The sequence below is a fragment of the Chryseobacterium sp. CFS2 genome, assembly GCF_036543225.1.
Classification (GTDB): domain Bacteria; phylum Bacteroidota; class Bacteroidia; order Flavobacteriales; family Weeksellaceae; genus Chryseobacterium; species Chryseobacterium culicis_A.
Genome location: NZ_JAZHQU010000007.1, coordinates 149,234 through 174,094 on the forward strand (window position 1 = coordinate 149,234; position 24,861 = coordinate 174,094).

General features: G+C 33.8%; 30 protein-coding genes and 1 riboswitch. Of the genes, 29 read left to right on the top strand and 1 reads right to left on the bottom strand.

What is annotated here, in order from left to right; all coding sequences use genetic code 11:
• Positions 1–39: 39 nt before the first annotated feature.
• From ODR02_RS16975 to ODR02_RS17110, 28 genes are all read left to right on the top strand, one after another.
• Entirely contained in the window at positions 40–678 is a 639-nt protein-coding gene (locus tag ODR02_RS16975) for a hypothetical protein (RefSeq protein ID WP_309512868.1), read from the top strand.
• A gap of 173 nt (positions 679–851) precedes the next feature.
• Complete coding sequence (locus ODR02_RS16980; RefSeq protein ID WP_309512869.1) at positions 852–1,397, top strand: hypothetical protein; 546 nt, start codon at positions 852–854, stop codon at positions 1,395–1,397.
• A gap of 63 nt (positions 1,398–1,460) precedes the next feature.
• Positions 1,461–2,636, top strand: coding sequence for a Kelch repeat-containing protein (locus tag ODR02_RS16985; protein ID WP_309512870.1), 1,176 nt, complete (start codon positions 1,461–1,463; stop codon positions 2,634–2,636).
• A 41-nt stretch (positions 2,637–2,677) separates the two neighbouring features.
• Positions 2,678–3,121 carry a hypothetical protein gene (locus ODR02_RS16990; RefSeq protein ID WP_309512871.1) on the top strand — a complete coding sequence of 148 codons (444 nt, stop codon included), beginning with the start codon at positions 2,678–2,680 and terminating at the stop codon, positions 3,119–3,121.
• Between the two features lie 2 nt (positions 3,122–3,123).
• A complete protein-coding gene (locus ODR02_RS16995; RefSeq protein WP_309512872.1) occupies positions 3,124–3,639 on the top strand; it encodes a hypothetical protein in 516 nt (171 codons plus the stop codon).
• 65 nt (positions 3,640–3,704) lie between these two features.
• Entirely contained in the window at positions 3,705–4,115 is a 411-nt protein-coding gene (locus tag ODR02_RS17000; RefSeq protein ID WP_309512873.1) for an SMI1/KNR4 family protein, read from the top strand.
• 87 nt (positions 4,116–4,202) lie between these two features.
• Positions 4,203–4,730, top strand: a complete 528-nt coding sequence (locus tag ODR02_RS17005) for a DUF922 domain-containing protein (RefSeq protein ID WP_309512874.1) — start codon at positions 4,203–4,205, stop codon at positions 4,728–4,730.
• A 353-nt stretch (positions 4,731–5,083) separates the two neighbouring features.
• Entirely contained in the window at positions 5,084–5,746 is a 663-nt protein-coding gene (locus ODR02_RS17010) for a hypothetical protein (protein ID WP_309512875.1), read from the top strand.
• Positions 5,747–5,784: 38 nt separating this feature from the next.
• Positions 5,785–6,294: a YegJ family protein gene (locus tag ODR02_RS17015; RefSeq protein ID WP_309512876.1), complete on the top strand. Its 510-nt coding sequence runs from the start codon at positions 5,785–5,787 to the stop codon at positions 6,292–6,294.
• 126 nt (positions 6,295–6,420) lie between these two features.
• On the top strand, positions 6,421–7,017 hold the full coding sequence (locus ODR02_RS17020) for an SMI1/KNR4 family protein (protein WP_309512877.1): 597 nt from the start codon (positions 6,421–6,423) through the stop codon (positions 7,015–7,017).
• Positions 7,018–7,089: 72 nt separating this feature from the next.
• Complete coding sequence (locus ODR02_RS17025; RefSeq protein WP_309512878.1) at positions 7,090–8,292, top strand: hypothetical protein; 1,203 nt, start codon at positions 7,090–7,092, stop codon at positions 8,290–8,292.
• 17 nt (positions 8,293–8,309) lie between these two features.
• Entirely contained in the window at positions 8,310–8,969 is a 660-nt protein-coding gene (locus ODR02_RS17030; RefSeq protein ID WP_309512879.1) for a DUF2461 domain-containing protein, read from the top strand.
• 400 nt (positions 8,970–9,369) lie between these two features.
• Complete coding sequence (locus ODR02_RS17035; RefSeq protein WP_309512880.1) at positions 9,370–10,338, top strand: hypothetical protein; 969 nt, start codon at positions 9,370–9,372, stop codon at positions 10,336–10,338.
• A 65-nt stretch (positions 10,339–10,403) separates the two neighbouring features.
• Complete coding sequence (locus ODR02_RS17040) at positions 10,404–11,045, top strand: hypothetical protein (protein WP_209787011.1); 642 nt, start codon at positions 10,404–10,406, stop codon at positions 11,043–11,045.
• Positions 11,046–11,118: 73 nt separating this feature from the next.
• Complete coding sequence (locus tag ODR02_RS17045) at positions 11,119–11,877, top strand: hypothetical protein (protein WP_309512881.1); 759 nt, start codon at positions 11,119–11,121, stop codon at positions 11,875–11,877.
• 29 nt (positions 11,878–11,906) lie between these two features.
• Entirely contained in the window at positions 11,907–12,563 is a 657-nt protein-coding gene (locus ODR02_RS17050; RefSeq protein ID WP_309512882.1) for a hypothetical protein, read from the top strand.
• A gap of 93 nt (positions 12,564–12,656) precedes the next feature.
• The gene (locus ODR02_RS17055; RefSeq protein ID WP_309512883.1) at positions 12,657–13,121 is read left to right on the top strand and encodes a DUF2628 domain-containing protein; all 465 of its coding nucleotides are present in this window, start codon (positions 12,657–12,659) and stop codon (positions 13,119–13,121) included.
• A 113-nt stretch (positions 13,122–13,234) separates the two neighbouring features.
• Positions 13,235–13,786 carry a dihydrofolate reductase family protein gene (locus ODR02_RS17060; protein WP_209787004.1) on the top strand — a complete coding sequence of 184 codons (552 nt, stop codon included), beginning with the start codon at positions 13,235–13,237 and terminating at the stop codon, positions 13,784–13,786.
• Between the two features lie 6 nt (positions 13,787–13,792).
• Positions 13,793–14,167 (top strand): VOC family protein, encoded by a 375-nt coding sequence (locus ODR02_RS17065; protein ID WP_309512884.1) that lies wholly within the window; start codon positions 13,793–13,795, stop codon positions 14,165–14,167.
• Positions 14,168–14,289: 122 nt separating this feature from the next.
• Positions 14,290–14,661: a hypothetical protein gene (locus ODR02_RS17070; RefSeq protein WP_309512885.1), complete on the top strand. Its 372-nt coding sequence runs from the start codon at positions 14,290–14,292 to the stop codon at positions 14,659–14,661.
• Positions 14,662–14,857: 196 nt separating this feature from the next.
• Entirely contained in the window at positions 14,858–15,295 is a 438-nt protein-coding gene (locus ODR02_RS17075; RefSeq protein WP_209786998.1) for a hypothetical protein, read from the top strand.
• A gap of 87 nt (positions 15,296–15,382) precedes the next feature.
• Entirely contained in the window at positions 15,383–16,993 is a 1,611-nt protein-coding gene (locus ODR02_RS17080) for a serine hydrolase (RefSeq protein ID WP_209786996.1), read from the top strand.
• A gap of 132 nt (positions 16,994–17,125) precedes the next feature.
• Positions 17,126–17,509 carry a 5-carboxymethyl-2-hydroxymuconate Delta-isomerase gene (locus ODR02_RS17085; RefSeq protein ID WP_209786995.1) on the top strand — a complete coding sequence of 128 codons (384 nt, stop codon included), beginning with the start codon at positions 17,126–17,128 and terminating at the stop codon, positions 17,507–17,509.
• A 33-nt stretch (positions 17,510–17,542) separates the two neighbouring features.
• Complete coding sequence (locus tag ODR02_RS17090; RefSeq protein ID WP_209786993.1) at positions 17,543–18,043, top strand: DinB family protein; 501 nt, start codon at positions 17,543–17,545, stop codon at positions 18,041–18,043.
• A 406-nt stretch (positions 18,044–18,449) separates the two neighbouring features.
• The gene (locus tag ODR02_RS17095; protein ID WP_309512886.1) at positions 18,450–19,226 is read left to right on the top strand and encodes an alpha/beta fold hydrolase; all 777 of its coding nucleotides are present in this window, start codon (positions 18,450–18,452) and stop codon (positions 19,224–19,226) included.
• 8 nt (positions 19,227–19,234) lie between these two features.
• Positions 19,235–19,588, top strand: a complete 354-nt coding sequence (locus tag ODR02_RS17100) for a DUF2200 domain-containing protein (RefSeq protein WP_209786989.1) — start codon at positions 19,235–19,237, stop codon at positions 19,586–19,588.
• Positions 19,589–19,731: 143 nt separating this feature from the next.
• A riboswitch (FMN riboswitch) is annotated at positions 19,732–19,857 on the top strand.
• A gap of 92 nt (positions 19,858–19,949) precedes the next feature.
• Positions 19,950–20,597 carry a 3,4-dihydroxy-2-butanone-4-phosphate synthase gene (gene ribB / locus ODR02_RS17105; RefSeq protein ID WP_309512887.1) on the top strand — a complete coding sequence of 216 codons (648 nt, stop codon included), beginning with the start codon at positions 19,950–19,952 and terminating at the stop codon, positions 20,595–20,597.
• Positions 20,598–20,730: 133 nt separating this feature from the next.
• Positions 20,731–21,729: a T9SS type A sorting domain-containing protein gene (locus tag ODR02_RS17110; protein WP_309512888.1), complete on the top strand. Its 999-nt coding sequence runs from the start codon at positions 20,731–20,733 to the stop codon at positions 21,727–21,729.
• Positions 21,730–21,791: 62 nt separating this feature from the next.
• Here the strand turns inward: ODR02_RS17110 and ODR02_RS17115 are convergent, their stop codons facing one another.
• Complete coding sequence (locus ODR02_RS17115) at positions 21,792–23,876, bottom strand: TonB-dependent receptor domain-containing protein (protein ID WP_309512889.1); 2,085 nt, start codon at positions 23,874–23,876, stop codon at positions 21,792–21,794.
• 168 nt (positions 23,877–24,044) lie between these two features.
• On the opposite strand from ODR02_RS17115, the gene ODR02_RS17120 reads away from it, so the two are divergent.
• Entirely contained in the window at positions 24,045–24,797 is a 753-nt protein-coding gene (locus tag ODR02_RS17120) for a DUF3575 domain-containing protein (RefSeq protein ID WP_309512890.1), read from the top strand.
• The last annotated feature ends 64 nt before the right edge of the window (positions 24,798–24,861 follow it).

The following is a 24,861-nucleotide window of genomic DNA, read 5'->3' on the forward strand; positions in this document are numbered from 1 at the left end:
TCTAAATTTGGATGTTTGTAACAAAAAAACAAATTAAGAATGAAAATTAATTGCAACAAATGTAAAAATGAAGTGATTACTCTAAACTTTTCTGAAGAACAAAAGCTTGATCTTTATATTTTGATGCAAAACGATTTAAAAGTATTTACTGAAAAAAAATTAATTGACGAATTCAATGTAGATAAAAACGAAGCAAAAATTATTATTCAACATTTAAACAATAGAAATGGCAGATGTGTAGAATGTGAGTTTGAAGAATTGAATGGAGAATATATTGAATGTCCCAATTGTGGTGCTTTTAATTATAATCTTAATGAACCCGTGTTTAATTTAGAATTTTGCAGTCACTTAGAATGGTCTCTTGATTTTAAAAACATTGAAAATGAAAACATAAAATATTATGCTAAGAATTTTTGGTGTGATGGTATAAGTCATTTACCAGAAGACTCGAAATCTTTACTTTATCATACTATTGAAAACAGCAAGCAAATCATAACAAAAGCCTGGATTGGATATGGTGGTGATGAAATTTATGAAATGAAAATCAAGTTTGGGAAAAAAGCTATAGAAAATTATAAAAATAATAAAAGTTTAATCGAATGTATTCCGAAAAATAATGAAAATCCGAATTGGATAAAGTTATTTATGGAAGATAAAAAGATTGATAATAACTGTTGATAACATGAGTTTGCACCATTGCAGAAGGCAGTAACCTCGCTCTACAAAGTCTCCCTATTTTACAGAAATAAAATAAAATCCACCACCGCACTAATTTTTATCCTCAAACTTTCTCTTATCTTTGTTTCAATAACGATCTGATCAGTGCTGACGACGTAACACCAAAACAAAATATGGCAACAAAAGAAGAATTCTGGGACAGGAAAAAGAAATTAAATGATGATTTTTTCGTGATGGGCTCCGTGGCCAGTCCTGCAACTGAAGAACAAATCAGAAAATATGAAGAAAGCACAGGATTTACCTTCAGTGAAGATGTTAAGGATTTTCTGACCTCATTCGGGTCCTTACTTTTTGAAGTGAAAGAAGAGATCTGGAAACGTCCCCAGGAATTTGATGTTCTTCCAAGCTGGAAATTCGGGTATGGATTTTTTGTGTACGGACTTTCGCAGGATGAAGAAATGCCTTCCTGGATGGGATTTGAAGAAAAACATCAGGAAGCCCTTGAGTATAAAGAAAAGCCATTGGGACAACTGTTTTTCAAGCGCAGTGGAAATCTCTACAGGGCATATACCGACAACGGAATCATAAAAATTGAGTATGACAAATACGACGAGGAAGATCATGAAGTATTTGAAGGAAATATTTATGATTTTTTAATTGAAGAAATTAATAATTTAGAGCAGGATTATCTGGAATACATTAATGAAGGAAAATCCTGATGTATTTGTACACAACCTTATAACTTCTGACTTTACCCCTATAAAACACTAAACTTTATACCATTGAAAACAAAATTATTATTCCTTTCATTTTTAGGATCAATACTAGCCCATACACAAACCCTTCATTTTAAGAGTCTCAAAGATATGTCTACAGGCAGAGGGGCCACAGCCAGTGTAATTGTGGATGACAATATCTATGTGAGCAACGGGTATCAGGACAAGGGAGCTAACGCCAATTATATTGAGAAATATAATATTACGGATAACAAATGGAGTGTTCTCAATACTACTCTGCTTTCTAAAAAATTTGCTAATTCGGAGACTTACCATAATAAAATTTATATTTTTAACGGTTGGGGAAACAGCCATCTTGAAATTCTGGATCTTGCAACCAATACCATAACGAAGGGCGCTGTTAATCGTTCCTACACAGGAAATGCAGGTTCTGCCATTCATAATGGCAAAATATATGTGTTTGGGGGCAGCGGACTCAACGGAGCGAAAACCACTGTATTTTCTAACAGATTCCAGTATTATGATATTGCTTCCGATACATGGCATCCATTACCCGATATGCCCACAGCCAGAGAAACAAAGGGCAAAATTGTGAATGACAAGCTTTATGTCATTGGTGGTTTTAACGGTACCTCATCCCGTCTCATCAATGTTTACGACCTCAACACGAATCTCTGGACCGATCAATATACGATGCCCGCCGGGATATCGGGACACTCATTAGCCGTATCCGGTAATAAGATTTTTATTGCAGGAGGCTATAATAATCAAACTTTTCTGGCCTATTTTGATACCTCCACCAATAAATTCCATCCACTATCCTCCAACATGATTCCCAGAAGACACGCTGCAGCGGAAATATATAACGATAAACTATACATCATCGGAGGAAGTACAACTTCTCTCACCAGCTCAGCAATTAAAAGCATACAGGTGGCAGATATCAGCGAAAACGTACTCTCTGAAACCACAGCAAATGATAATAGGACATTGGAGAAAAAGGTGTATACCAATGCAGCCAGAGACGGTTTTGTCATCAGTAATAAAAATAACAGCAATCAATTTGAATACGCCGTTTATTCCATCGACGGGAATCAAGTCCACAAAGGGTTTGCCTATTATAATAAAACGATAGATTTATCAAAAGTACAGCGCGGAGCTTATATTTTCAGTTATAAAGATGAGAAAGGAGTTCTGCAGCAGATTAAAATTTTCAGATAATCATACCTTACAATCATCCATTAAAAAATACAATGATTACAATGAATTTAAATTTTAGCAGTGCTGAAATAGATGAGGCAGTTAGAAAGAACTCAAAAAGAAGCTCAATGATACTGGATTTAGCCAACACAGCATCGTTGGCCACTGATGGAAAATTATTCTATGGCAGGGAATTTAAAAATAGAATTGAGGTTGCTAGAATAAAAACTCCTATCACATCAATCCTTCCTATTCTCATTATTGTTTTTAAAAAGAATGACCTTCAACATCCTAAATTAAGACTAAGCTTTTTGGGATACTTTTGGTTTTCCATTCTCACCTTACTATTTTTATGGGCTATCATAAAAAAAATTATTGATCCCGATTTCCCGGGGGATCTTGAATTGGTTATATTTTCAGTTCTATTTTTTTACTCATTATTCGCAATAGAATTTTACTTCACAAAAAAGGTTTTTGAAAGACTAAAACTAAGAATCAGTAAATAATCATGAAAAACAGAGTTCTCATTTTATTTATTTTAATTTTATTTTTGGGGTGTAAAAAACAAGAATTTGATGAATTTGATTTTTCTTATGGCAATAGTTTTGAGACAGATTTCTCAATAAAATTCAGCCATAAAAATGATTCGATTTTTTTGTATGAAAATTGGGCTCCGGAAAACAACCAATTACCCAAAAACAAAACCAGCTATCTTTCAGTCCTGAATAAAAGTCAAAAATTAAAACTGGATAGCTTTATTTCGAAGATAGACTTCAAAAGTTTAGACACCTTATATTTTGAAAAGTATCAGGATGGGGAATATTATAATTTCTTTATTAGAAAAGGTAAAATCAGGAAAACTATAAAAGTTCATAGTCTGAATGCACCCCAATCATTAAGCAGTTTTGCCCATTGGATTTATCAAACAAAAAAAACTTTACAATTAACAGAAACACAAAGAAGTTTTGAATTTAAAAGTAAAAACATTTATACTGAGCCTCCCCTCTTTAAATCAAAAAACTAAAAAAAATAAAATAAACTTATATAAATGAGTTCAAAAGGCGGAAAATACCAGCATCTCTTATCATTATGATACAACTCCGAATCGATACAATTAAAGAAACATGGGTAAGTGAAAATATAAAACTTAGCCCACCCGCAACAACAGAAGATATAAAAGCTGTCGAAGAAATCCTTGACTTTCAGTTTCCGGATGATTGTAAAGAATTGTATTTAAAACTGGATGGTTTTGCAGATTGGGACTGGACAAAGAATATGTTTTCCATCTGGCCATTGGCAAGAATTCTCGAAGAATACCATAACGAAAGTGATAAGAGCTTCATTGTATTTGCAGACTATCTGATTAATTCCCATCATATCGGTTTTGTAAAAGAGAAAAACGGGATATTTAAAAATACAGATAAAATACCTGTAAAGATTGCGGATACTTTTTCTGAAGCAATCTTTCTTATCAATTCAGATGCAGATATTCTGTATTGAGATCAGTTCCTTACTGATAAGGATTCTCGCAAGATCAGCCTTATCACTTGTTTTATTTTGATTTACCCTTCAATAAAAAGTTCCAGAATGAAGTATACGTTAGCAATGATTATGTTTTTTATCAGCCTCTTCTCTTATTCACAAACCATGGAATGGAAGCCTGATTATAAATTACAAAAAAAAGACTTTCAGGGTAAAGTTCCTGACAATAATACGATTGATCATGCAGGAACTGCTTTTAATATCGGTTATGAAATTGTCTCGAATTCAATATGGACAGGAAGAATGAAGATCAGAACCTATGCCGTATTCGACAAATCAAAATCCTGGTTAAATGAATCTTTTTATTCTGATCATCTATTGAATCATGAGCAAAAGCATTTTGACATCGCTCAGGCTTTCGCGTACAAATTGCAAAATTTAATTAATAAGGAAATAAAAAATTCAAAAGATTTCAGTTCAAAATTTTCAAACTTAAGCGAACTGGTTGGTGATGAATGTTTACGTTTTCAGGAAAAATATGATGCAGAAACTGATCACGGAACAATACCGGAAATACAAAAAGAATATGATAAAATTATTGAACAAATGCTCAAAGAAAATAACACCAACTAATCATGCCATATTATAAACAATTATTCCTATTTCTCACAGTACTACTACTTCCCATTAACCATTCATTTGCTCAAAACAAAAAGACGGCTAAAATTGATTCTCTGATGAAGTAGGCTCATCAAACAGGCATTTTTAATGGAAATGTCTTAGTAGCAAAAAATAATAAGGTCATTTATAATACTTCTTTTGGCTTTACCGATGCTACAAAAACATGATTATAGATGATTTAATATGGGTTCTATTACGAAGAAAACCTGTTCTGCTTTTTCAGAATGGGTTTATTTTTTAACTTAACATGATCTGCATCATTATTCTGGTATTTATATGTAGATTTGGGGACTAATAATCATGATATGAACGCTCAGGAACTTCAAACATTACTTACCGAAAGAGCTGAAAAATTTCATCTCAAAAATGAAGCATTTCACACGCTCCACAAAATACTCTCAGAAGATCCTGATGAACTTATAGGAGGCTTTGCCCGTCACGAAATTACTTTTGTATTTGAGGGATACCAATATCGGATTGAACAGCAATACCAGGAACCTATTATCCGGGCAAGAATAAGTCTTTGTGTGGAAAACGAAATCTATCTTAAAAACCTGGAACCCATCGGATATTATGATCTTGAAATGAATTTTGATGGCGAAATAGTGGACGACTGGTTTGTCATTGAGAAGGAAAAATACCTGAAAGATATCGGAATCATTTCCTATTTTCAGGAGATGAACAAAAAGATGCCTCCTCAATATTTACGTAGAAACCACAGTGAATATAAATTTGTTTCCTATATTTCCTTAATTGGAACATTATTCAGCAAAGAATTTGAAGGGGCCGGAGTATTTATCAACAGAGCCAACACTTATTTAAATGACACCGATAATGTCTTACCAGATAAAGATTATTTAAAAAAATGCCGGTATTTCCTGAAAATAATGACCCACTACTTACTAGAAAACAATTTGTTATCAGAAAGTTTGAAACAAAGATTGATGGATAATAAGACCAATGACTAATAATTAAGAAATGTAAATTAAAACGATCAGATTAAATAATGCATTTTAAATATCCAATCTACCTACTTTTAGGCCTTATAGCAGTAAGCTGTCAAAGAAAAGATGAAGTTGTAAAAAGAGACAATAAACCTGATATTCATATTCTGCAAGGAGAAGACCATGAAATGAATACAGCCATAGAAAATGCCCAGAAATCATTATACAAGTTCAAAGAAGCAATACAAAGCCCAAACCCTGATTATTACAACTTTGCACTGAAAGAAAGATTTACCACTGCTGATTCCGGAGGTGAACATATCTGGATAAGCGCAGTTCAATATTCTGGTGATAAATTCTATGGAATTGTAGACGGAGATCCCATTTCAACAACAGAAGTAAAACTGGGAGATACTATTGAGATTGATCAACGCAATATTACAGACTGGATGTATATTGATAAAAATATTGTAAAAGGAGGCTATACTACAAGGGTTTTAAGAAAAAGAATATCACAAAAAGAACGCGAACAAATGGATAAGGAAAATGGTTTTACTTTTGAGAACGAGTAAAAATGTCACTTTCTCCTCAACATGTTCCAGCTTTCTAAATCAGGACAGAACAAATGAAGCTTTTGAGGCAATTGGAGGTCATCAAAATGGAGTAACCGTGAATAGAATAAATAAATTCTTTTGTAAATGAAAAAAAGACAATTTAAAAAACTGGATAATTCAATTTCAAGCTTTCAATGGATAAAAAAGAAAAGTGAAAAATATTGGCAGAAAGTAGATCTGATGGAATGCTGGGGATTCCAGATTCAGGAAGGCAGTACATGGAAAAAAGGATTGTCAGAGTCTGAATTGGACGATTTTCAGAAGCAACTGAACATCACTTTTCCGGAGTCATTAAAGAACTATTACCGGACGATGAACGGACTTGACAAGCCGGGAATAGATAATAATGGTGGTGAAGGAGACATTGATTTTGGTCCTACCTTTTATTCATATCCTGAGGACATTCCCCTCATAAAAGCAAGAATTGAATGGATAATGGAAGCCAATCGTGTGACAGAAGATATTTTGAAGAACCAAAATGTTCCTCCAATTATTCCCTATTTAGGACATCGGTTTTTAATCCTGAATCATGAAGAACATGTACTTTCAATGTTTGGCAATGATATTATATTCTGGGGAGGCAATTTATCAAAAGGAATTGCAAGTGATATTTTTTCAATTTATCATTTTGAAAAAAAGAAAATTGATACAAGCTCATTTTGGAACAAAAAAATTGGGTAGTTAACAACTGATTTTAGTTTAAAATTTTCCCACTCGAACCAATACATTAAGCTCTTTAGCCAGAAACAAACTATGGAAATTAAAGCTGCCCTCGAAAAATATAAAATCATTGGCAAATACTTTGATCCTGATTATGAACGGGAGAACGAAGCCTTGACTGAATTCAAAGCCAATAATCAGAATTTATCGGATCAACAAACAGCTGAATTACTAAATCTTCTTCAAAGTGATTCTGAAATGCCCGACAAATATTTTGCTGCTGACTTACTTTATTTATATACCAGCTTCAGTAGAGAGCTATTTGAGTCTCTATTAACAACAGCAATACATTATAAAGATCCTAGTTTCAACAGAATATTTCTGATACCTTGTCTGAATGCATTTGGAACTAAAGCTGTTGCCAATTACCTTGTTGATCAATTCAACAAAGGAAACATCATTGAGCGTATAGGGATTTCTAATTTGATATATTGGCTAAAGCCACAAGGAAATGACGAAGCAGATCAATTGCATCATACTGTTTTAGAAAGAGCCAATAACACATCCAATTTAATTGAGCTTTATCATTATAAGTTACAATATGGAAACAAGCTCAATCATATCACTAATATCCCGGACAATGCTGAAAATCTTATTAAAGCTATTAAGGGGAATAAAGAATATGAAGAACTATTATTTGACAAGCTTGGCTGGATAAAAAAAGCGCAAATACTCATCGAAAACAAAGGAATACAAACAGACCTGTTTTACGTTCCTGCATTTACACTCAATGAAGGGGAAATTATTATTATAAATCTTTTCCAAGGACCACACTTTTATGAAACGGAAATGTTTCTTAAAGATCTATTTTGTGGTAAAACAAACCATGAAAGTGTTATCATCCACAAAAAGATGGCCTTTGCTGAACATTTCAGAGAATCAAATTTCAAAGACATTTTTTATCCTATGACGGTGGGAAAATATTTAAGAAAGAACACCAACCCAGCCAGTCCCTATGCAGCAAAAATTTATGAAACGGAATGGATCAATAAAAAAATAAAGGTCAATACCCTTGCAGGTAACCAAAGACGATTATTAACTTTATATGCAACACTTTCAAAAACAAATAATATTGTTTTTCATTTAGCAGGTCTAGATCCTGAGGGAGCGAAAGAAACTTATAAAATAGTACAGGAAGTAGTAAAAACAGGAGGTTCAGCCATTTTACTTGATGAATATGATGATATGAAAAACGACTGTACAAAATATATTGAACTGCAATGGAAACAAGCATAACTTCTCTAAATAACAACATGAAAAAAGCATTTGAATTCCTTACCCATTTAAAAGAAAACAATAATCGTGAATGGTTTGCTCAACACAAATCCGAATACGACACCATTGTAAAAGAAAACAAAGTTTTTTTTAATCATATCTATCATGAACTTCAGGAATATGACAACCTGAAAGGAATCCATATTTTCAGGATTTATAATGACGTTCGTTTTTCCAAAGACAAGACGCCCTATAAACCCTATTTCGGAGTGGGATATTCCCGTTCAAAACCTATGCTGAGAGGCGGATATTATATTCAGTTGGAATCGGGTAACAGTTTTGTAGGCGGCGGTTTTTGGGGTCCGGAAGCTAAAGATTTACTTCGTATCCGTAAAGAATTTGAAATCAGCAGTACAGAAATTGAAAAAATTATCTCTGACAAAACTTTTATACAATATTTTGGAGAACTTAAAGGTGACGCTGTAAAAACAGCCCCACGAGGTTTTGATAAAAATCATCCGGCTATAGATTTAATCAGAAAAAAGCAGTTTCTGGTGATGCGGAAGTTTACCGATAAGGAAGTTTTATCAGACAATTTTCAAAAAGAAGCGCTGCAAACCTTACTTGCCATGCGTCCTTTTTTTGATTATATGAGTGAAGTGCTGACCACGGATTTGAACGGGGAACCTTTGTTTTAAAATTCAGTTATCATACATTTTATATGATCTTAGGATAATGAACAATATTTTTATAGAACCTGCCGAACCTTTTGTCTTTTTCAGCTATTCTGATTTTCTAATTATAACAGTTATTAATATCATTTTATACATTTTAAGCAAAAATCAACTGCTTAAAGCAAATAGAATAAGCAAAATAATAATTGGAATATTTTTTTTCATTATTGTTCCCATTATTTCTACTCAAATTGAATTAAGGAATGTTAATAATAAATTTGAAATTGTCGATGGATTTAATGTTTTATATATTATTTTTAAAATTCCTATCTGGTGGATCATTGGAATCTTAAATATTTATATAATTAAAATAAAACTAATGAGCCGCTGATAAACGGTAATCTATCCACCTAAAAAACAACCCATGAAAATAAAAATACTTCTACTCCTTTTATTCATTGTCAATGCTGTCAAGGCACAAATCACAGAGAAAATCACCATTCCTTCCGGTGTGGTTTATCTCTATGCTGATGATAAAACAAATGAGAAAGCAAAAAAAATGCTTACTGAGAGCCTCACCAATACACTCAATAATGATCTATTGGGAAAAAACTTAATTATAGGTCCAACTCTTTGGAAAAGATTTAAAAATATTGAAAGCTTAAAAACGATACCTGACAGTTTGATTTTCCACATAGATGATATGGAAATTGAAGGGAAAATGGCAAAAAAACTGGATGACTCAAAAAAGATATGGAATGAATTTAAAAAAGAAGTTTCTGGAAATTATAAGATCAGAAAGGCCAATGAAGATGAATTAAAATATTATTGGTCCACCATTTCGTTTGACATCCAGGAGCCTTTATTCATTCTGCAAACCGAAAATCATGAATACATCGTAAATTTCCTGAAAGAAAAGCTGAAATTATTCTGGCTTGATGAGTTTCCCAATAAAAATGCTTACAACAATCCCATTGATAACGGAACTTATACAACGGAGGGAACTTTCAAAAAGTATAGAAATGGTAATGAAGTGTACATGACCGATAAGGGAAACAAGGAAACAAAACTTGAAAAAGTACTCTTCTTAAGCAGTGAGCCTGAAATACAGGCCAATTTTTCCATTGAGGATATTCAGGCTATTATAGAAAAGACCAACGGAATCTTTGAGAACCTGTTCAAAAACTCTAAGAAAGAAGGAAAAATAATGGTTCAATTCGAATTAGGAAAAAAGAAGAATGACATCCAATATGCGGTTAAAGATGATCTGGATCTGGAAATTATGAAAGAATTCGAAAAACAGGTCAATGAAGAAAAATATCCCAATTCCAAGAAAAATACAGTGAAATTTCAGCTGATTTATAAGGTAAATTCTTATAATGATACAGAATAAACAATCTTTTATTCTATTTCCCTATTCACTTATTTGTAATTTAGTCCCTCAGAAAAAACAAAACCATGAAACTGTTTATTTTATTTTCTCTTCTTTTTATTTCCGGCATAGTAACCGGACAAGAGAAAGAATATCCATCCATCAAAAAAGGAGATTTTCCGGAAGGCGTTTATATGACACTGGAAGATGTTTTAAATAAAAAACCTTCTTCCACCGAAGAAGTATACTTCAAAGTTTGTGAAAAATGTGATTCTCTTGCTCTGCCGGAAAAGGCTCTTTTTTACTTTAAGCAAAAGAATAAAAGGGTTAAATTTCCGCTAGCCGTTTCGCATAAAGGGGAAATGTATTTTCAGACCTATAGAAAATATACCAACAGGGACGATAAAGGATATGATCCTGACCAATATTCAAGATTTTGTAAAGTTCTGAATTATGGAAGATTCATTTATTTTGAAGAAAATATGAAAGGCTTATGGTCTAAAGCATTCTTAGGGGCATTAAGTCCTCTTGCCTATTCTATCAATGGAAAAACCAAAGGAATTGTTTTAGATCTAGACAATAAAGAATTTAATATTCTTCAAAATTGTGATGATTTGAATGATTTCCTATCAGCCCATAATATTCCGCAAATCCAGTGTAACCCGGAAGCGTATACCATTGGAGATTTGAGAGCAAAAATTGAAGAAATTAATCTGCCTTACCGCTAATCTGATGTTGACAATATATTGAAAGCCGTTCCGTTTTAAGAACGGCTTTATTCCTTTATAAAACTTTTAACCGATGAAAAAATATATCACAGTGTATCTAATTCTTTTCTCCTGCCTGCTATGGTCACAGGAAATAATTTATCCTAAATATATTTACGAAAAAGATTTAAATAACATTACCATAGAACAAACGGAAGACATCAATCTTTTTAGATATAAACAAATACAGTACATCGGACAGCCTGAAAAAAAAATCACACTCAGCTATACGGGTATTGAATGGTATAGTGAAATTTTAAAAAAAAATTATCGGAACAAGGATTTTATTGCTCTTAATCAAGAATTTAATAAACGTCAGTATAAGGATCTCCGAATTTTTGTGGATACATCTCAAAAAACACCCTTAATTAAAACATATACTGATACTACAAAAATATCAAATCTAGACTATGATATCAAAATGGATAGTTTAGCTGCTGGTTTAAAATTATCAAAAGAGATTCCATTCATTATAACGTATTACGATGGATTTCCTGTTACCATTTATAATATGGAAGAAAGAGAGCGCATAATCGGTTTTGGCAATAATGTGATACTAGAACTTGAAGGTTTAGATAAAAATCATCAATGGAAAAAAATAGATGGCTTCAGAAAATATACTTGCGGCGTAGGTATTAAGTTTTTCGTTTTAAAATCCAAAGAAATTGCAACTGTATTTGAGCCTCGTTTAACGGGTAATTTTAAAACAAAATTCAGATATAGATTAGGGAATATCCTTTCTAATGAATTTGACGGAAGCATCAATGACAAATATTTTGAACAAATAGACTAATTTCTTCAATCAAGAAAAAAACAAACCCCATGAAATTCAAAGTTTTTTTACTCTTCCTTTTATTATTTTCCCTAAAAGTTTTAGCCTGCAAATGTAATGGAGAACCCACTTTAAAATCTTCGTTCGAAAATGCTGACTTTGTATTGATTGGTGAAGTATATGATATCTCAGAAGTGCCTTCAGGATTCAAAACTGCCCAGAATATTTTAAGCAAAGTCAAAATAAATAAAGTCTACAAATCAAATGATTATGGAGAGTTCTATCAGCAGACTGCTACCCTTTTCGGATCTCCACTTCATTCATGTAATGTTCTTTTTACCCAAAAAGGAAAATATCTGATTTTCGCCTATGAGGAAAAAGATACCGGATTGCTCCTCTCCGATCATTGTTTTGTACAAAAAAGATTAGACGAACTTTCTTCTGCAGAATTACAAGAACTGGAATCTCTAAGTTCTCAGTATAAAAAATTATCTGAAAATTCCGATACATCCAATCATGCCGAACTTACAGATTTGATTGTAGACGGCTCCAATCAATCCGATAGAAAGGTCAATGAGCAAAAAAAAGAAATATCATCACTTAACCAACAAAATAATAAATATAAAGTTATTATTTACATAGCCACTTTTGTGATTATTATGCTTCTGATAGCACTAATTTTGTTACGCAGAAGAACTCGACATTGACATGAATGACAGGAGATTGTTTGTTGTGAAAATCATGTGAAAACCAATTTACCTATATTATTTCAACCAACATAAAATTTTATGAACTCAACTATGAACCCAATTCAACAATATGAAAATTTCTTTCAGGAAAGTAGTCCATATTATCTTGAAAAATTAAATCTTTTTGAAAAAGGAAAAAAATTCACCTTTAACTATGCTGCTTTTTTCTTTGGCGTATTCTGGTTTCTCTATAGAAGAATGTATCTGGAAGCCATACTCATTTACTCATTCTTCTTTGTTGAAGGCTGCTTTGAAAAATTTTTCTTAGCCCCAATAATTGGGGTGGAGCAAACCAAACTGGTTGGCTATATTATTACAATTTTCATGCTTATTATTGTAGGTTTTTGGGGAAATCTTCTTTACCTCAACAAAGCAAAGAAAACTATAGAAAAAGCAGAGGAAAAATTTCCGGAATATGAACAGCAAAAAAAATATTTGAGCAAAAAAGGAGGAACAAGCTTTCTGTACGTAAGTATTTTATTGATTATAATAATTGCCTCAATGGCTTTGAGTTAAATATTTATTTAAGTGTTGAAAATCAAAGAATAATACAAACCTTATTTTTAGTAAAAAAAAGCAAAACATTCCTATCTTTATCGTTATTTCCAACTCATACCTATCTTAAAAAAATGAAAAAAATAATACTAGACCTTGCCACTACATTAGACGGCTTTATTGAAGGACCCAACGGAGAAACCGATTGGTGTATCATGGATGATGATATGGATTTTAATGGATTTCTTTCCGGAATAGACACTATTTTTTACGGAAGGGTAAGCTATGATGCCTGGGGAAATTATCAGCCGGAAGAGAATACAGATCCGGAAGAACAAAAAGTTTGGGAAGCGGTTCATTCAAAAAATAAATTTGTCTTTTCCAGTCAAAACAGAGAAGATGAAAATGCTGTTTTTATCAGTTCTGACATTGCAGAAAAAGTTTCAGAAATAAAAAATCAGGGCGGAAAAGATATCTGGCTGTATGGAGGAGCAAGTCTTATTAAAACTTTTATTCAGAACAACCTTATTGACACCTATAGAATATCCGTTCATCCGGTCGCTCTGGGGAAAGGAAAACCTCTTTTTGAAGATTTGAAGGAAAGATTAAATTTAAAATTAATTAAAACCAATGTATTCAGATCTGGCGTAGTACAGCTTATTTACGAACCACAGACTCAAAATTAATACAAGATGAATGCTCGCTTTAGTACCATTATTCTGTATGTAAAAAATGTTTCGTTGCTCGCCCATTTTTATGTAGAAAATTTTAATCTGAAAGTGATAGAAGAAGATCCAATATGGGTTTTGCTTGATGCTGGTGGTGTTTATATCGGGTTACACAAAATCGGAGATCAGTATCTTGATCAAATAGAAGAAGGCCATGTGTTTGACAACAATACTAAAATTGTTTTTGAAATTGATGTTGATATAGAATCAGCAAGAAATGAGTTGGTCTCAAAAAACATCCGCATGAGAGAAATTAAAACCTTTGAGAATTATCCTTTCCTGCTTTGTGACGGAACAGATCCTGAAGGAAATGTATTTCAGTTAAAAAGTAAAAAATAAAACTAATCAATATGATGCTAAAAAGAAAATCATCAGTATCCCATTAATTCGGGATGATTCCAGAGTTACAGATAAAAGAATTCGATATCAGTTCAAAGGGAAGTACTTTGAAAAATTATAATATGAAAAAGATCATCGCAGCCACCTGTTTCATTCTCATTCTCACTTTGTTTTACTATCCCGTTTTTGACGACAAAAAAATTTCATTTGTCATTATCTTTCTGTGTTTTGTTGTGCTTATATTTTCAGTAGCCAAACTCTATTCCCCTGACGAAGAAAAAGATTATGATTCATTTGAAAAAGAAATGGACAGACTGCATAAAGATGATGGAATATTTCAATATACAAATGATGGCTTCTATTTTAAACAAAATAGCCTAACAGAGTATATAAAATGGGATGAAATTGTTTCCGTACATTCCTTCAGTATTCCCTCTCCATTTGGTAAAAGGCAGTCTGGATTGGAAATTACCACTAATGAAAAAAAACTATGAATTTGATCATGCGGTAACACCCGGAATAGTAAAATTAACTGATCAGCTTTATGATAATCTGCCAAATTGTGAAGAGGATTCGCCGACAATAAGAATTAATAATTTCGGACTTAAGAAGGCAAAATTGTATGAAAGAAAAGTACTATAATAAACATTCTTACTTATGCCAGTCATCTTTAAAATTAAAACAAGAGTTATGATAAAAAAGACCGATCAATCCAAGCACCGTATCTGTATTTCAAAAATAAAAAGAAGTACCATTAAACCTTACGACGCCTTTCAATGGACAAAATTTCATGAAGACAACCAATCATTTTTCAATACATATCCTGACCTATATGTAGAAATTAATGATGAAGAACTTCTAATTTGTTCTACCATCATTGACTCCAATAATTATAGTATTCTGACAACACAAAAACTCATCACATCCGAAAACGGAGTCTTAGAATCCGGTCTCATTATGCATGCAAAAAATGAGCTGTACGGAAATTTTAAAGGACACGGAAATGAGAAACTCACTTTTGGAAAAATTATTGTTGAGCATGGAAAAATCATAAAATATTTTATTGAAACGGGAAAAGCATCCATGATTATGATTTATGGGGTTAAAACATTAATTCAAATTAAGTAGAATCCTCTTTAGATAAGTACTAATAAAATAGTTTTCAAATTCCATGTAATATTATCACACTTAAAAGTGTCTTATTTAAAAAATTACATGAGATCTATTTTAACCTGTATAGCTTTATTACTTGCAGTACATCCCCTTTTTTCGCAGAAATCTAAAAAACTGGAAAACCTATTCTCAACGTATGAAAAGGCAGGATTGTTCAATGGTTCTGTTCTGATTGCTGAAAAAGGAAAAATCATTTTTGAAAAAAGCTATGGCTACAGAAATGCTAGTAAAAAAGAGAAAAATACCAATAATAGCCTCTACAGGGTTTTCTCCACCACAAAAATGTTCACCGCAACAGTTATTTTTCAACTGGAAGAACAGGGAAAATTATCTCTGAATGACAAGCTGTCCAAATATTACCCTGACTTTCCTAAGGGCGACAGTATTACTATTGCCAATCTGTTATCTCATACTTCAGGAATTCCCAATGATACCAACTCTGAATATACTGTAGATGAAGAAACATTTTTACAATATATTTCTGCAAAACCACTGAATTTCTCCCCTGGTAAGGATTGGGATTACTCCAATTCCGGATATTATATTCTTGGCTATATTATTAAAAAAGTGACCGGTCTGAATTATGATAAAGTCATAGAAAATAATATCCTGAAACCTCTGAAAATGAATCACAGCGGATTTCATTTCAACAACGTTACCGATGAAAATAAAGCATTCGGATATGAATTCTTATCTGAGAACCTGTCTAACGAAGCATTACGTTTTAAAACAGATCACCCTTTTGGCGCAGGAGCAATGTATTCTACCGTAGAAGATTTGTTCAAATTCAATGAAGCACTCAAGAACTACACCCTCCTGAAAAAAGAAACCTTAGAAAAAGCTTTCACACCCTATCTTAAGGATCATTATGGTTTAGGTTTCCAGATTTCAACTGTTTTTGACAAAAAAAGAGTGGGTCATGATGGCGGCGGACCTGGCTACAGAAGCAGATACTATAGAGTCCTTGAAGATGATATTTGTCTGATTGTTATCTCAAATTCAGAATTGTCACACACCGATTTTATTCTTCCTTTGGTAGAAAAAATACTGTACAATAAACCTTATCGCATTCCAGCCATTGCAAAAGTGAGTGCAGAGGATTTAAAAAAGCTGGAAGGTGTTTATTCTACAGAAAACTCAAACTTCTACATAAAAAGTTCTGATGGACGACTGGTTTTCAAAGAAGGCAGTTACCCAAGAAATGGGCTGTTACCAAAAAGTAAAACATTATTTCAGCTTGATGAAAAATTCACCTGTACATTCCAGCCGGATCAAAATGGAAAAATAGAGACTCTTGTTATTCATTTTTGGGATGGAACAGTGAAAACAGCCAAAAGGAATACCCATAATCTTACCTGGGGAATTATAGGAAATGCGACTCCTAACGGCTGGGACGGAAAAGACATTCCGCTACAGACTGATCTTAAAAACCCCAATATTTATTTTCTGAGAAATTATAAACTGAATAAAGGTAATCTTAAATTCAGATTTAATAACGACTGGGGATACAGTTTGGGACTGAACAATGATGATAAAAGTATTGCCTTTGATGCCTATGATTTTCCCATCAAAGAAGAAGGAATGTATGATATTGTTCTCGACATGACCCATGCAGTGCAACCACAATACAGTATAAAAAAATCTGTTCAATAAAACCTGCATCCACAAAGTAAAAAATACATATTTTCAAACCGTTCTAAAAACAGAACGGTTTTTATTTTGGATATCCGTTGATATTTTTTATTACTTTTATCTTACACAAAATCAAACCACAAAATATAATCTATGCCTCATTTTATTATAGATTGTTCACAGGATATTATTCATCAGAAGACTCCTGATGAGTTAATGGATGCTATTTATGAAGTGGCCCATGCAACAGGCCTTTTTGCGCCCAACGATATTAAAGTCAGAATTCAACCCTATCAGTATTACAGCTTAGGCAATGGCAAAAAAAACTTTCTGCATGTGTTTGGATATATCATGCAGGGACGCAGTACGGAACAAAAAGCTGATCTCTCAAAACAAATCTGTACCCGACTTTCAGAATTACTGCCTGATATTTCTTTTCTTTCTGTAAATATCAGTGATTTTGAAGCGGCAACATACAGTAACAAAGCACTCATTAATCCTGAAAACACGGATAAAAACAGACATTTCGGTTTATAACATTCACCTTTACACCAACTAAACATTAATCATATGAGCCTAAAAACATTAGTCAGCAAAAGTGCACAGTACAACAATTGGGTAGTCAATAAATACATCGACTGGTTATCCACAAAGTCTGATGAACAACTCAACCAGGAAACAATTTCAAGCTTCCCGACTATTTTAAAAACACTACACCATATCTGGCAAACACAGGAATACTGGTGGAGCCATATTTCTGAAAACAATGATTTTGATTTTACAAAAACAACAGAAACCACCAGCAAAGAAGATGTTTTCAATGCCATTAAAAACAATTCACAAAAGCTGGTAGATTATGTGGAAAGTCTGTCTGAAGAAGATCTTTCAAAAAATGTAAAGATAGAATCCCAATGGTTTCAGTGTGATTTTTCCAAATACGAATATATCCAGCATGCCATTCTCCACGGAACATACCATAGAGGGCAAATTGTAACGATGGGAAGAAATGTCGGAATAACAGACGCTCCCATGACCGATTTCAATTTTTGGAATATTTATAAAGATCAGTAATAAAACCAACGGTTTTGTGGATAAGTCTGAAATAAAATATCAGCACCATCACAGAAATACAATTAAACAACTGATTTCAAACAATTTACATTAAAAATATTTAGTTATCCACATCTTAAAATATTTGTGGATAACTTTACATGTATCTATTTACTCCTGTGGATAAACTATGGATAACTTTTCCCACCATTGAAAAAAAATACCGTAATTAACTGTATTTCTTTAATTTACAGTAAATATAAATTTTCGTGAAATTTCCACAATAGAAAATCATGTTGATAAGTTCTGTGGATAACTTATCAACATTTTTTAACAGGGATCTTGATTTATCCACTAATCTCATTCATATAGGATCACTGTGATTTTGTAAATTTGGTTTATAATACACCAATACTTACAATTATATATGGAAAAATTTGCAATATCATCAGACGGTCAGAAAATTCATTATAAAGAATCCGGAAAAGGGAATACAACATTGATCTTCATCCACGGATGGCTGGGCAATACCGAATGGTGGGAAGACCAGCAGAAATATTTCAGCAGCCAGTATCATATTGTACAAATGGATCTTGCAGGACATGGAAAATCTGATTCTTCCAGGCAGGAATGGACAATCACAAGATATGCCGATGACATTAAAGCGGTTGCTGATGCTGTTCATTCAAATGAAATTATACTTGTAGGACATTCTATGTCCGGAGCTTATGTGCTTGAGGCTTCATTGAAAATCCCACAGGTAAAAGCGTTAATTCTGATTGATACCCTGAAAAATTTAGATGAATCTTATACGGAAGAACAGACTGAAGAAGTTTTATCACAGTACAGAACCGATTTTAAATATACTGTGGAAAACATCCTGCCGCAATATCTGTTTGCCAAACAAACTCCTTCTGACGTAAAGGAAAGACTCCAGCACGAATTTCTTCAGAATGCCCCTGAACTGGCAATCAATGTCCTCAGACCGCTATACAAAGCTGACGTGAATACAATTGCAAAGCAGGTTCAGGTACCAGTGATCGCCATCAATTCGGATGCTTCTCCTACCGATGCGGAAACCAATCGAAAATATCTGAAAAACTATGATTACGTGACCATTGAAGGAGTTGGACATTATCCTATGTTGGAAAACCCAACTGAATTCAATACTATTCTTGATAACGTTATCAAAAAACTAATCTAATATTTATCATGCAAAATACCAGAATTTTCGCAACAGCATTCTCCAGCGTTTACCCGCATTATATTCAAAAAGCTGAAAAAAAGGGACGCACCAAAGAAGAGGTACATGAAATCATATTCTGGCTGACGGGATATGACGAAAAAAAACTGCAGGAAATACTGGATCATAAAACTGACTTCAAAACATTTTTTGAACAGGCTCCACAGCTGAATCCCAATGTTTCATTAATTAAAGGAGTCATCTGTGGATATCGTGTGGAAGAAATTGAAGATGAGCTGATGAGAAATATCCGGTATCTGGACAAACTGATTGATGAACTGGCGAAAGGAAAGAAGATGGAAAAAATATTAAGAGCTGTTTAAAAATAAATACTCTTTTACAAATTTATAAATCTGAAAAATATCTTCTCCAATTCAAAAAACTTCCCGAAATTAGCGGTCTGTGCGTTAAATACTATTCAATGAAATAAAAATTTAAATTACAACATACAGCAAAACTTAGTATAAGTTTTCTTCGGGGCAGGGTGAAATTCCCTACCGGCGGTTACAGTCCGCGACTCCTTTCTTTTGAAGGGACTGATCTGGTGAAATTCCGGAACCGACAGTTAAAGTCTGGATGGGAGAAGAAAATGAGATGATCAATAAGATTCCTTATGGACTCTTGTTGTGTCGTATTTCATTTCCATGTACCGAAGACTATTTTAACTTTTAAAAGTAAAATAACATGGAAAAATTATTAGAACAATTCGGAGCTACCTCCAGAGAACGTGTAGAAAAAGCACTTCAAACATTACAAAAGGGAAAAGGTATTCTATTAGTAGATGATGAAAACCGCGAAAACGAAGGCGATATCATCTTTCCCGCTTCCACTATTACAGAACAGGATATGGCACTTTTGATCCGCGAATGCAGCGGCATTGTCTGCTTATGTATTTCTGAGGAAAAAAGCCGCCACCTCAACCTTCGTCCAATGGTGGAAAACAACAATTCAAAAAATCAAACTGCATTCACAATTTCCATTGAAGCCAGAGAAGGTGTGGAATCAGGTGTTTCAGCAAGAGACCGTGTAACAACAATCAGAACAGCGGTAGCATCAGATGCAGAAGCAGAGCATATTGCAAGCCCCGGTCATGTTTTCCCCCTGATTGCCAGAGAAGGTGGTGTATTTGAAAGACGTGGACATACCGAAGGTAGCGTAGATCTTGTAAAAATGGCCAACCTGGGTGACGATGCCGTACTTTGTGAACTGACCAACGAAGATGGTTCTATGGCAAGACTTCCTGAAATTGTGAACTTTGCACTCAAAAAAGGAATGAGTGTAGTGACCATCGAAGATATTTATGCTTATCGCAAAATGGTAATAAGCAATTAAACTTAACATTTTTAACGCACAGACCGCCTGTTGATCCGATCAACAGGCGTTTTTATTAAAAATATAATTAAAAAGAGAAAAAATTAACATTTGAATACTATTTTTTAATTATTTTTAACAAAAAATTCTGACTATGAAAAAATCTTTACTCCTTTTACTAGGAGCGTCTGCCATGATGTCTGCGCAGATCACGCTTACAAAAGCATCCAATGATCCTATTTCCGGAAACGTTATCAATTATAACAATACAGCCGGTACCGTAAACAACTCTGCAACAGGACCAAACGCAACATTTTCAAATGGAGGACTTACGATGGGAGCTGCGTCACAAACAACCTATTCCACTCCTACTTCTACTGAAATAGCAACATTCCCGGGTTCTACTCTTAAAATGGTAGATGGAGGAACAACTGTTTATTACAAAGCGTCAACTACTAAACTGGAAATTACAGGAATTGTCAATACACAGGCAACTTTAAATTTTAGTGTGGATAATGGTACTCATATTAATTATCCAACAACGTACGGACCAACACAGAACGATACCGCGAAAGGTACTTTTTCCTCATCTTCTGCCAGCGGATTATTCAGTGGTACAATGACTGCTATTTCTGATGCATATGGAACTTTAATTATAGGAAATCAAACATACAATAATGTTCTGAGAGTAAAATTCACACAGAATTTCAATCTCTATTCAGCTCTGGATGTTACTTATTCTAACCCTATCGGAACAATTACCAATATAGCATATTCTTATTACGATGCTTCTCACAGATATGCACTGCTTAATTCTACAAGCGGAAATATCAGCATTCCATTGTTGAGCATCAATCAGAATGTAAAAACTACATTTGCATTAAGTGAAACATTCCTTGCCGTAAACAATGCAGTAAAAAAAGAAAACCTAGTGGTTTATCCAAATCCTGCACAGGACTTTATCGGCTTCAAGGGAAATACAGATAATTACTCTAAAGCCAATATTTACAGTCTGGATGGAAAACTGGTTAAAACTTCAGAGGTAAAATCTGGAAACATACAGATTTCAGACCTTCCGCCAGCATCTTATTTCATTGAGGTCAGTGGAAAAAATGCTGCAGAAACAAAGAATACAAAATTCATCAAGAAATAATAAAACAAAATCCCCGCTCCTACCAATGAGCGGGGATTTCTTATTAACATTCAAACTTGCATTTAAAAGGTTGCAGCAGGAGCAGTTTCATTATTAAGCTTTCGCTGAATCTCTGTTTTTTTCCCTTTAGAGAAATCATAGCTTAATCCTAACACAAACATGGATTTGTTGTTCATAATCTGTGTATGAATTTTATAATCAACCAAACTTTCCGGTAAACTTTTCGTTTTGTATTCCGAAGGCATTCCTATCCAGTACATTCCTGTGGAAAACGTCCAGTTTTGATGCTTATAGCTCACAAAAACATTATTCTGGTTTTCATTTGTATTCAAGAAAGCTCCATTAAGGCTATATACCGGAATATTGAACTGATACTGCACTGAGAAAGATTTATATTCTGATGAAAGCGAAAAATAATTTCCTAAATAATCATTTTTGATCAAAGCACCTGTACTTGTCCTTACGGTTTCAGAAGTTGGGGTGATTACAGCTTTTACAACAAGTAAGCTGTTCCCAAAGGGTTTATAAGATCCTGTCAGCTGTATTCCGTATCGCTGTCCGTTCTTCCCGTTTTCATAAGTCAGTGCATATCCTCCCAATATATCATCCTGAACATAATACTGATTAATCACACGATTGGTATACCTGTAAAACAAGCCTGCATTAAAATCAAAATATTTATTATTAAAAGAATAGGTCAGATTATTAGAAAAAACCTGTTGTGATTCTAAAAAAGGGTTTCCTCTCTGAACAATATTAGGAGCCAGCTGTACCACATTACTACTCAAAGCATTACTCCATGGACTCACTGGATTGTAGCTTGCGGTAAAACGAAGATTCTGATTACCTTTAACCTGATAGGCTAAAATCACCTTCGGAGTAAAAGTCCATTCATCAAAAGTATTCTCTGCACTTTTGTTATGAATATTCGTAAGACCGGCTCCGATGCGGTAACTGAATTGATTCACTTTTCCTGCAAATTCGGTATAAAAATACTGTTCCAGATAAGTGACACTGTATTGAGAATATCCGGCAAGGTTATTCAGATCATTGGAAATAGAAGACCTTGAAATACGATATCCGGATGAAAGTTTTCCTGCTTTGAAATCGTGTGTATGAGCAAGCTCTCCCACCATACTCGTCTGTTTGGCTTTCAGCATCATATCATTGTCATACACAGACAATCCCGAACCTACCACCCATTCTTTGGCTGTTTCTGTAGTATTTGTAGTATAATAAGAACCCACCACATTAATACTCAACTCATCTTTTTCACTGATTTTTTTTGAATAATAAAGATCCAACTTCGGAATTACATAGTCTGAGCCATTATTTTTAAACATGCTGTGCTCTTCCTTCAGGTTATCTTCAGTAAAGACACTCTGCCCCACTCCTTTTGAAAACCTGTTGAAAATATCCATATTCAGTTTAGCCTGAAAAGCATAATCATCGGGAACAAGTCTTGTATAACGCAAAGCAATATTCTGGAAAGTATATCCGAAATGATCTGTTCTGTTTTCATCCGAACGGTAATGTTTTCCGTTCAGCTGATAGTCATAGATACTGTTTACCCTTCTGTCATTATAATCTCTCAGATTCAAAGAATATTCCAGTCCGAAATTATTTTTTCCTTTTGTATAATTCGCATAGGCCGAGCTATTCACAAACCCGGTATTTAAAGCAGTAGAAATATCAGCTCCGAAAACATATCCTGTTTCTGTAGATTTTGTAAGAATATTAACTACCGTATCTGCTCTCGTTGCCCATCTTGCAGGCGGAATGTCATAATACTCTACCTTTACCACCTCACTGGGTGCAACACTCCGGATCTGCATATCTGTAGCTTCAATGCCGTTAATAAGGAACAGTATAGTTCCTCCTTTCGTACTGGTAATGGTATTTGCTACCGGATCCAGCTGCAATTCCGGAAGTGTACGAAGAAGATCTTTTGCGTATCGGGCTTTTTCCAGAGCTTCTTTGTCAAAAGTATAAACAGCTTTGTCTGCAAACAGCTTTTTACGTTGTGATTTCAAAATAACTTCCTGAATTTCTTTGCTGGCCACAGCATCAGCCGTATCATTTTTCGTCTCTTGTGAAAACATAAAAGTGCCGCAAAGAAAAAAGATGGTATATATAGTTTTTTTCATGTCTGAAGATGAATTATACCATTAAAACAATCAATCCCTCATGTTTGTTACATTATAATGACAGACCAATTAAAAAGCGATCCATAAGTTTTCTTCAAAATTTCAGTTATTATGTTAAATTCAGCCCGTTTTTTGCTGGTATTTTTTTACATCACAAAATATAGAGTCATGAAAAAAGTATTCATATTAATTCCGTGCTTCCTGTTTTCTGTGTTGGGGGCTCAGGAAATTCAGAACAGTTCGGCAGAGAAGATGAATATCATCAAGACCAATGTAACGGCTTATGCATTCCGAAATATCAACCTGTCTTATGAACGGGCAGTCAACCAATGGTTTTCCGTGAATATTGGTTTCGGAACTATGCCGGAAGGAAAAGTGCCTTTTATCAATGCTTTTCTGAAAGATGAAGATGAGAAAAGATTCCAGAATCTTAGGGTAAAAGCGACCAATTTCACTATTGAGCCGAGGTTTTATATCGGGAAAGGTTATGGAAAAGGATTTTATTTTGCTCCCTATTACCGCTATTCAAGTGTAACATCCAATGCTTTTGATTTTTATTATGATTATAACGGTCCAAATGGAGTGGCTTATCAAGTACCACTTAAAGGGCAGGGAGATACGAAAGGGAACAGTGGCGGATTAATGGTCGGCGTACAATTCTTTCTTACCAGAAGCCAGAATCTTGTACTGGATTTTTGGATCGCGGGAGCTCATTATGGAAGTGGAAAAGGGGATTTTACCATGACTTCAGATTATGTACTGACTCCTGATATGCAGGCTCAGCTAAAAAAAGAAATTGAAAATCTGGATATTCCGTTTGTAAAATATACGGTAGAAACGAATGCCAATGGCACCAGAATAAAAGTGGACGGCCCTTGGGCGGGTTTCCGAAGCGGACTTTCCATTGGGTATAGATTTTAAAAAATACAATCCTTTATGTATACCAACCGTTCTTTTTCAGAGCGGTTTATTTTTTTCTAAAATT

Coding starts and splice junctions, on each gene's coding strand:
- ODR02_RS17025 (WP_309512878.1), top strand. CDS start 7,090: ATGGAAATTAAAGCTGCCCTCGAAAAATATAAAATCATTGGCAAATAC.
- ODR02_RS17095 (WP_309512886.1), top strand. CDS start 18,450: ATGGAAAAATTTGCAATATCATCAGACGGTCAGAAAATTCATTATAAA.
- ODR02_RS16995 (WP_309512872.1), top strand. CDS start 3,124: ATGAAAAACAGAGTTCTCATTTTATTTATTTTAATTTTATTTTTGGGG.
- ODR02_RS17060 (WP_209787004.1), top strand. CDS start 13,235: ATGAAAAAAATAATACTAGACCTTGCCACTACATTAGACGGCTTTATT.
- ODR02_RS17035 (WP_309512880.1), top strand. CDS start 9,370: ATGAAAATAAAAATACTTCTACTCCTTTTATTCATTGTCAATGCTGTC.
- ODR02_RS17020 (WP_309512877.1), top strand. CDS start 6,421: ATGAAAAAAAGACAATTTAAAAAACTGGATAATTCAATTTCAAGCTTT.
- ODR02_RS17010 (WP_309512875.1), top strand. CDS start 5,084: ATGAACGCTCAGGAACTTCAAACATTACTTACCGAAAGAGCTGAAAAA.
- ODR02_RS17115 (WP_309512889.1), bottom strand. CDS start 23,876: ATGAAAAAAACTATATATACCATCTTTTTTCTTTGCGGCACTTTTATG.
- ODR02_RS17070 (WP_309512885.1), top strand. CDS start 14,290: ATGAAAAAGATCATCGCAGCCACCTGTTTCATTCTCATTCTCACTTTG.
- ODR02_RS16980 (WP_309512869.1), top strand. CDS start 852: ATGGCAACAAAAGAAGAATTCTGGGACAGGAAAAAGAAATTAAATGAT.
- ODR02_RS17005 (WP_309512874.1), top strand. CDS start 4,203: ATGAAGTATACGTTAGCAATGATTATGTTTTTTATCAGCCTCTTCTCT.
- ribB (WP_309512887.1), top strand. CDS start 19,950: ATGGAAAAATTATTAGAACAATTCGGAGCTACCTCCAGAGAACGTGTA.
- ODR02_RS17100 (WP_209786989.1), top strand. CDS start 19,235: ATGCAAAATACCAGAATTTTCGCAACAGCATTCTCCAGCGTTTACCCG.
- ODR02_RS16990 (WP_309512871.1), top strand. CDS start 2,678: ATGAATTTAAATTTTAGCAGTGCTGAAATAGATGAGGCAGTTAGAAAG.
- ODR02_RS17055 (WP_309512883.1), top strand. CDS start 12,657: ATGAACCCAATTCAACAATATGAAAATTTCTTTCAGGAAAGTAGTCCA.
- ODR02_RS17040 (WP_209787011.1), top strand. CDS start 10,404: ATGAAACTGTTTATTTTATTTTCTCTTCTTTTTATTTCCGGCATAGTA.
- ODR02_RS17075 (WP_209786998.1), top strand. CDS start 14,858: ATGATAAAAAAGACCGATCAATCCAAGCACCGTATCTGTATTTCAAAA.
- ODR02_RS17000 (WP_309512873.1), top strand. CDS start 3,705: ATGATACAACTCCGAATCGATACAATTAAAGAAACATGGGTAAGTGAA.
- ODR02_RS17085 (WP_209786995.1), top strand. CDS start 17,126: ATGCCTCATTTTATTATAGATTGTTCACAGGATATTATTCATCAGAAG.
- ODR02_RS17080 (WP_209786996.1), top strand. CDS start 15,383: ATGAGATCTATTTTAACCTGTATAGCTTTATTACTTGCAGTACATCCC.
- ODR02_RS17030 (WP_309512879.1), top strand. CDS start 8,310: ATGAAAAAAGCATTTGAATTCCTTACCCATTTAAAAGAAAACAATAAT.
- ODR02_RS17110 (WP_309512888.1), top strand. CDS start 20,731: ATGAAAAAATCTTTACTCCTTTTACTAGGAGCGTCTGCCATGATGTCT.
- ODR02_RS17090 (WP_209786993.1), top strand. CDS start 17,543: ATGAGCCTAAAAACATTAGTCAGCAAAAGTGCACAGTACAACAATTGG.
- ODR02_RS17015 (WP_309512876.1), top strand. CDS start 5,785: ATGCATTTTAAATATCCAATCTACCTACTTTTAGGCCTTATAGCAGTA.
- ODR02_RS16975 (WP_309512868.1), top strand. CDS start 40: ATGAAAATTAATTGCAACAAATGTAAAAATGAAGTGATTACTCTAAAC.
- ODR02_RS17120 (WP_309512890.1), top strand. CDS start 24,045: ATGAAAAAAGTATTCATATTAATTCCGTGCTTCCTGTTTTCTGTGTTG.
- ODR02_RS17045 (WP_309512881.1), top strand. CDS start 11,119: ATGAAAAAATATATCACAGTGTATCTAATTCTTTTCTCCTGCCTGCTA.
- ODR02_RS17065 (WP_309512884.1), top strand. CDS start 13,793: ATGAATGCTCGCTTTAGTACCATTATTCTGTATGTAAAAAATGTTTCG.
- ODR02_RS17050 (WP_309512882.1), top strand. CDS start 11,907: ATGAAATTCAAAGTTTTTTTACTCTTCCTTTTATTATTTTCCCTAAAA.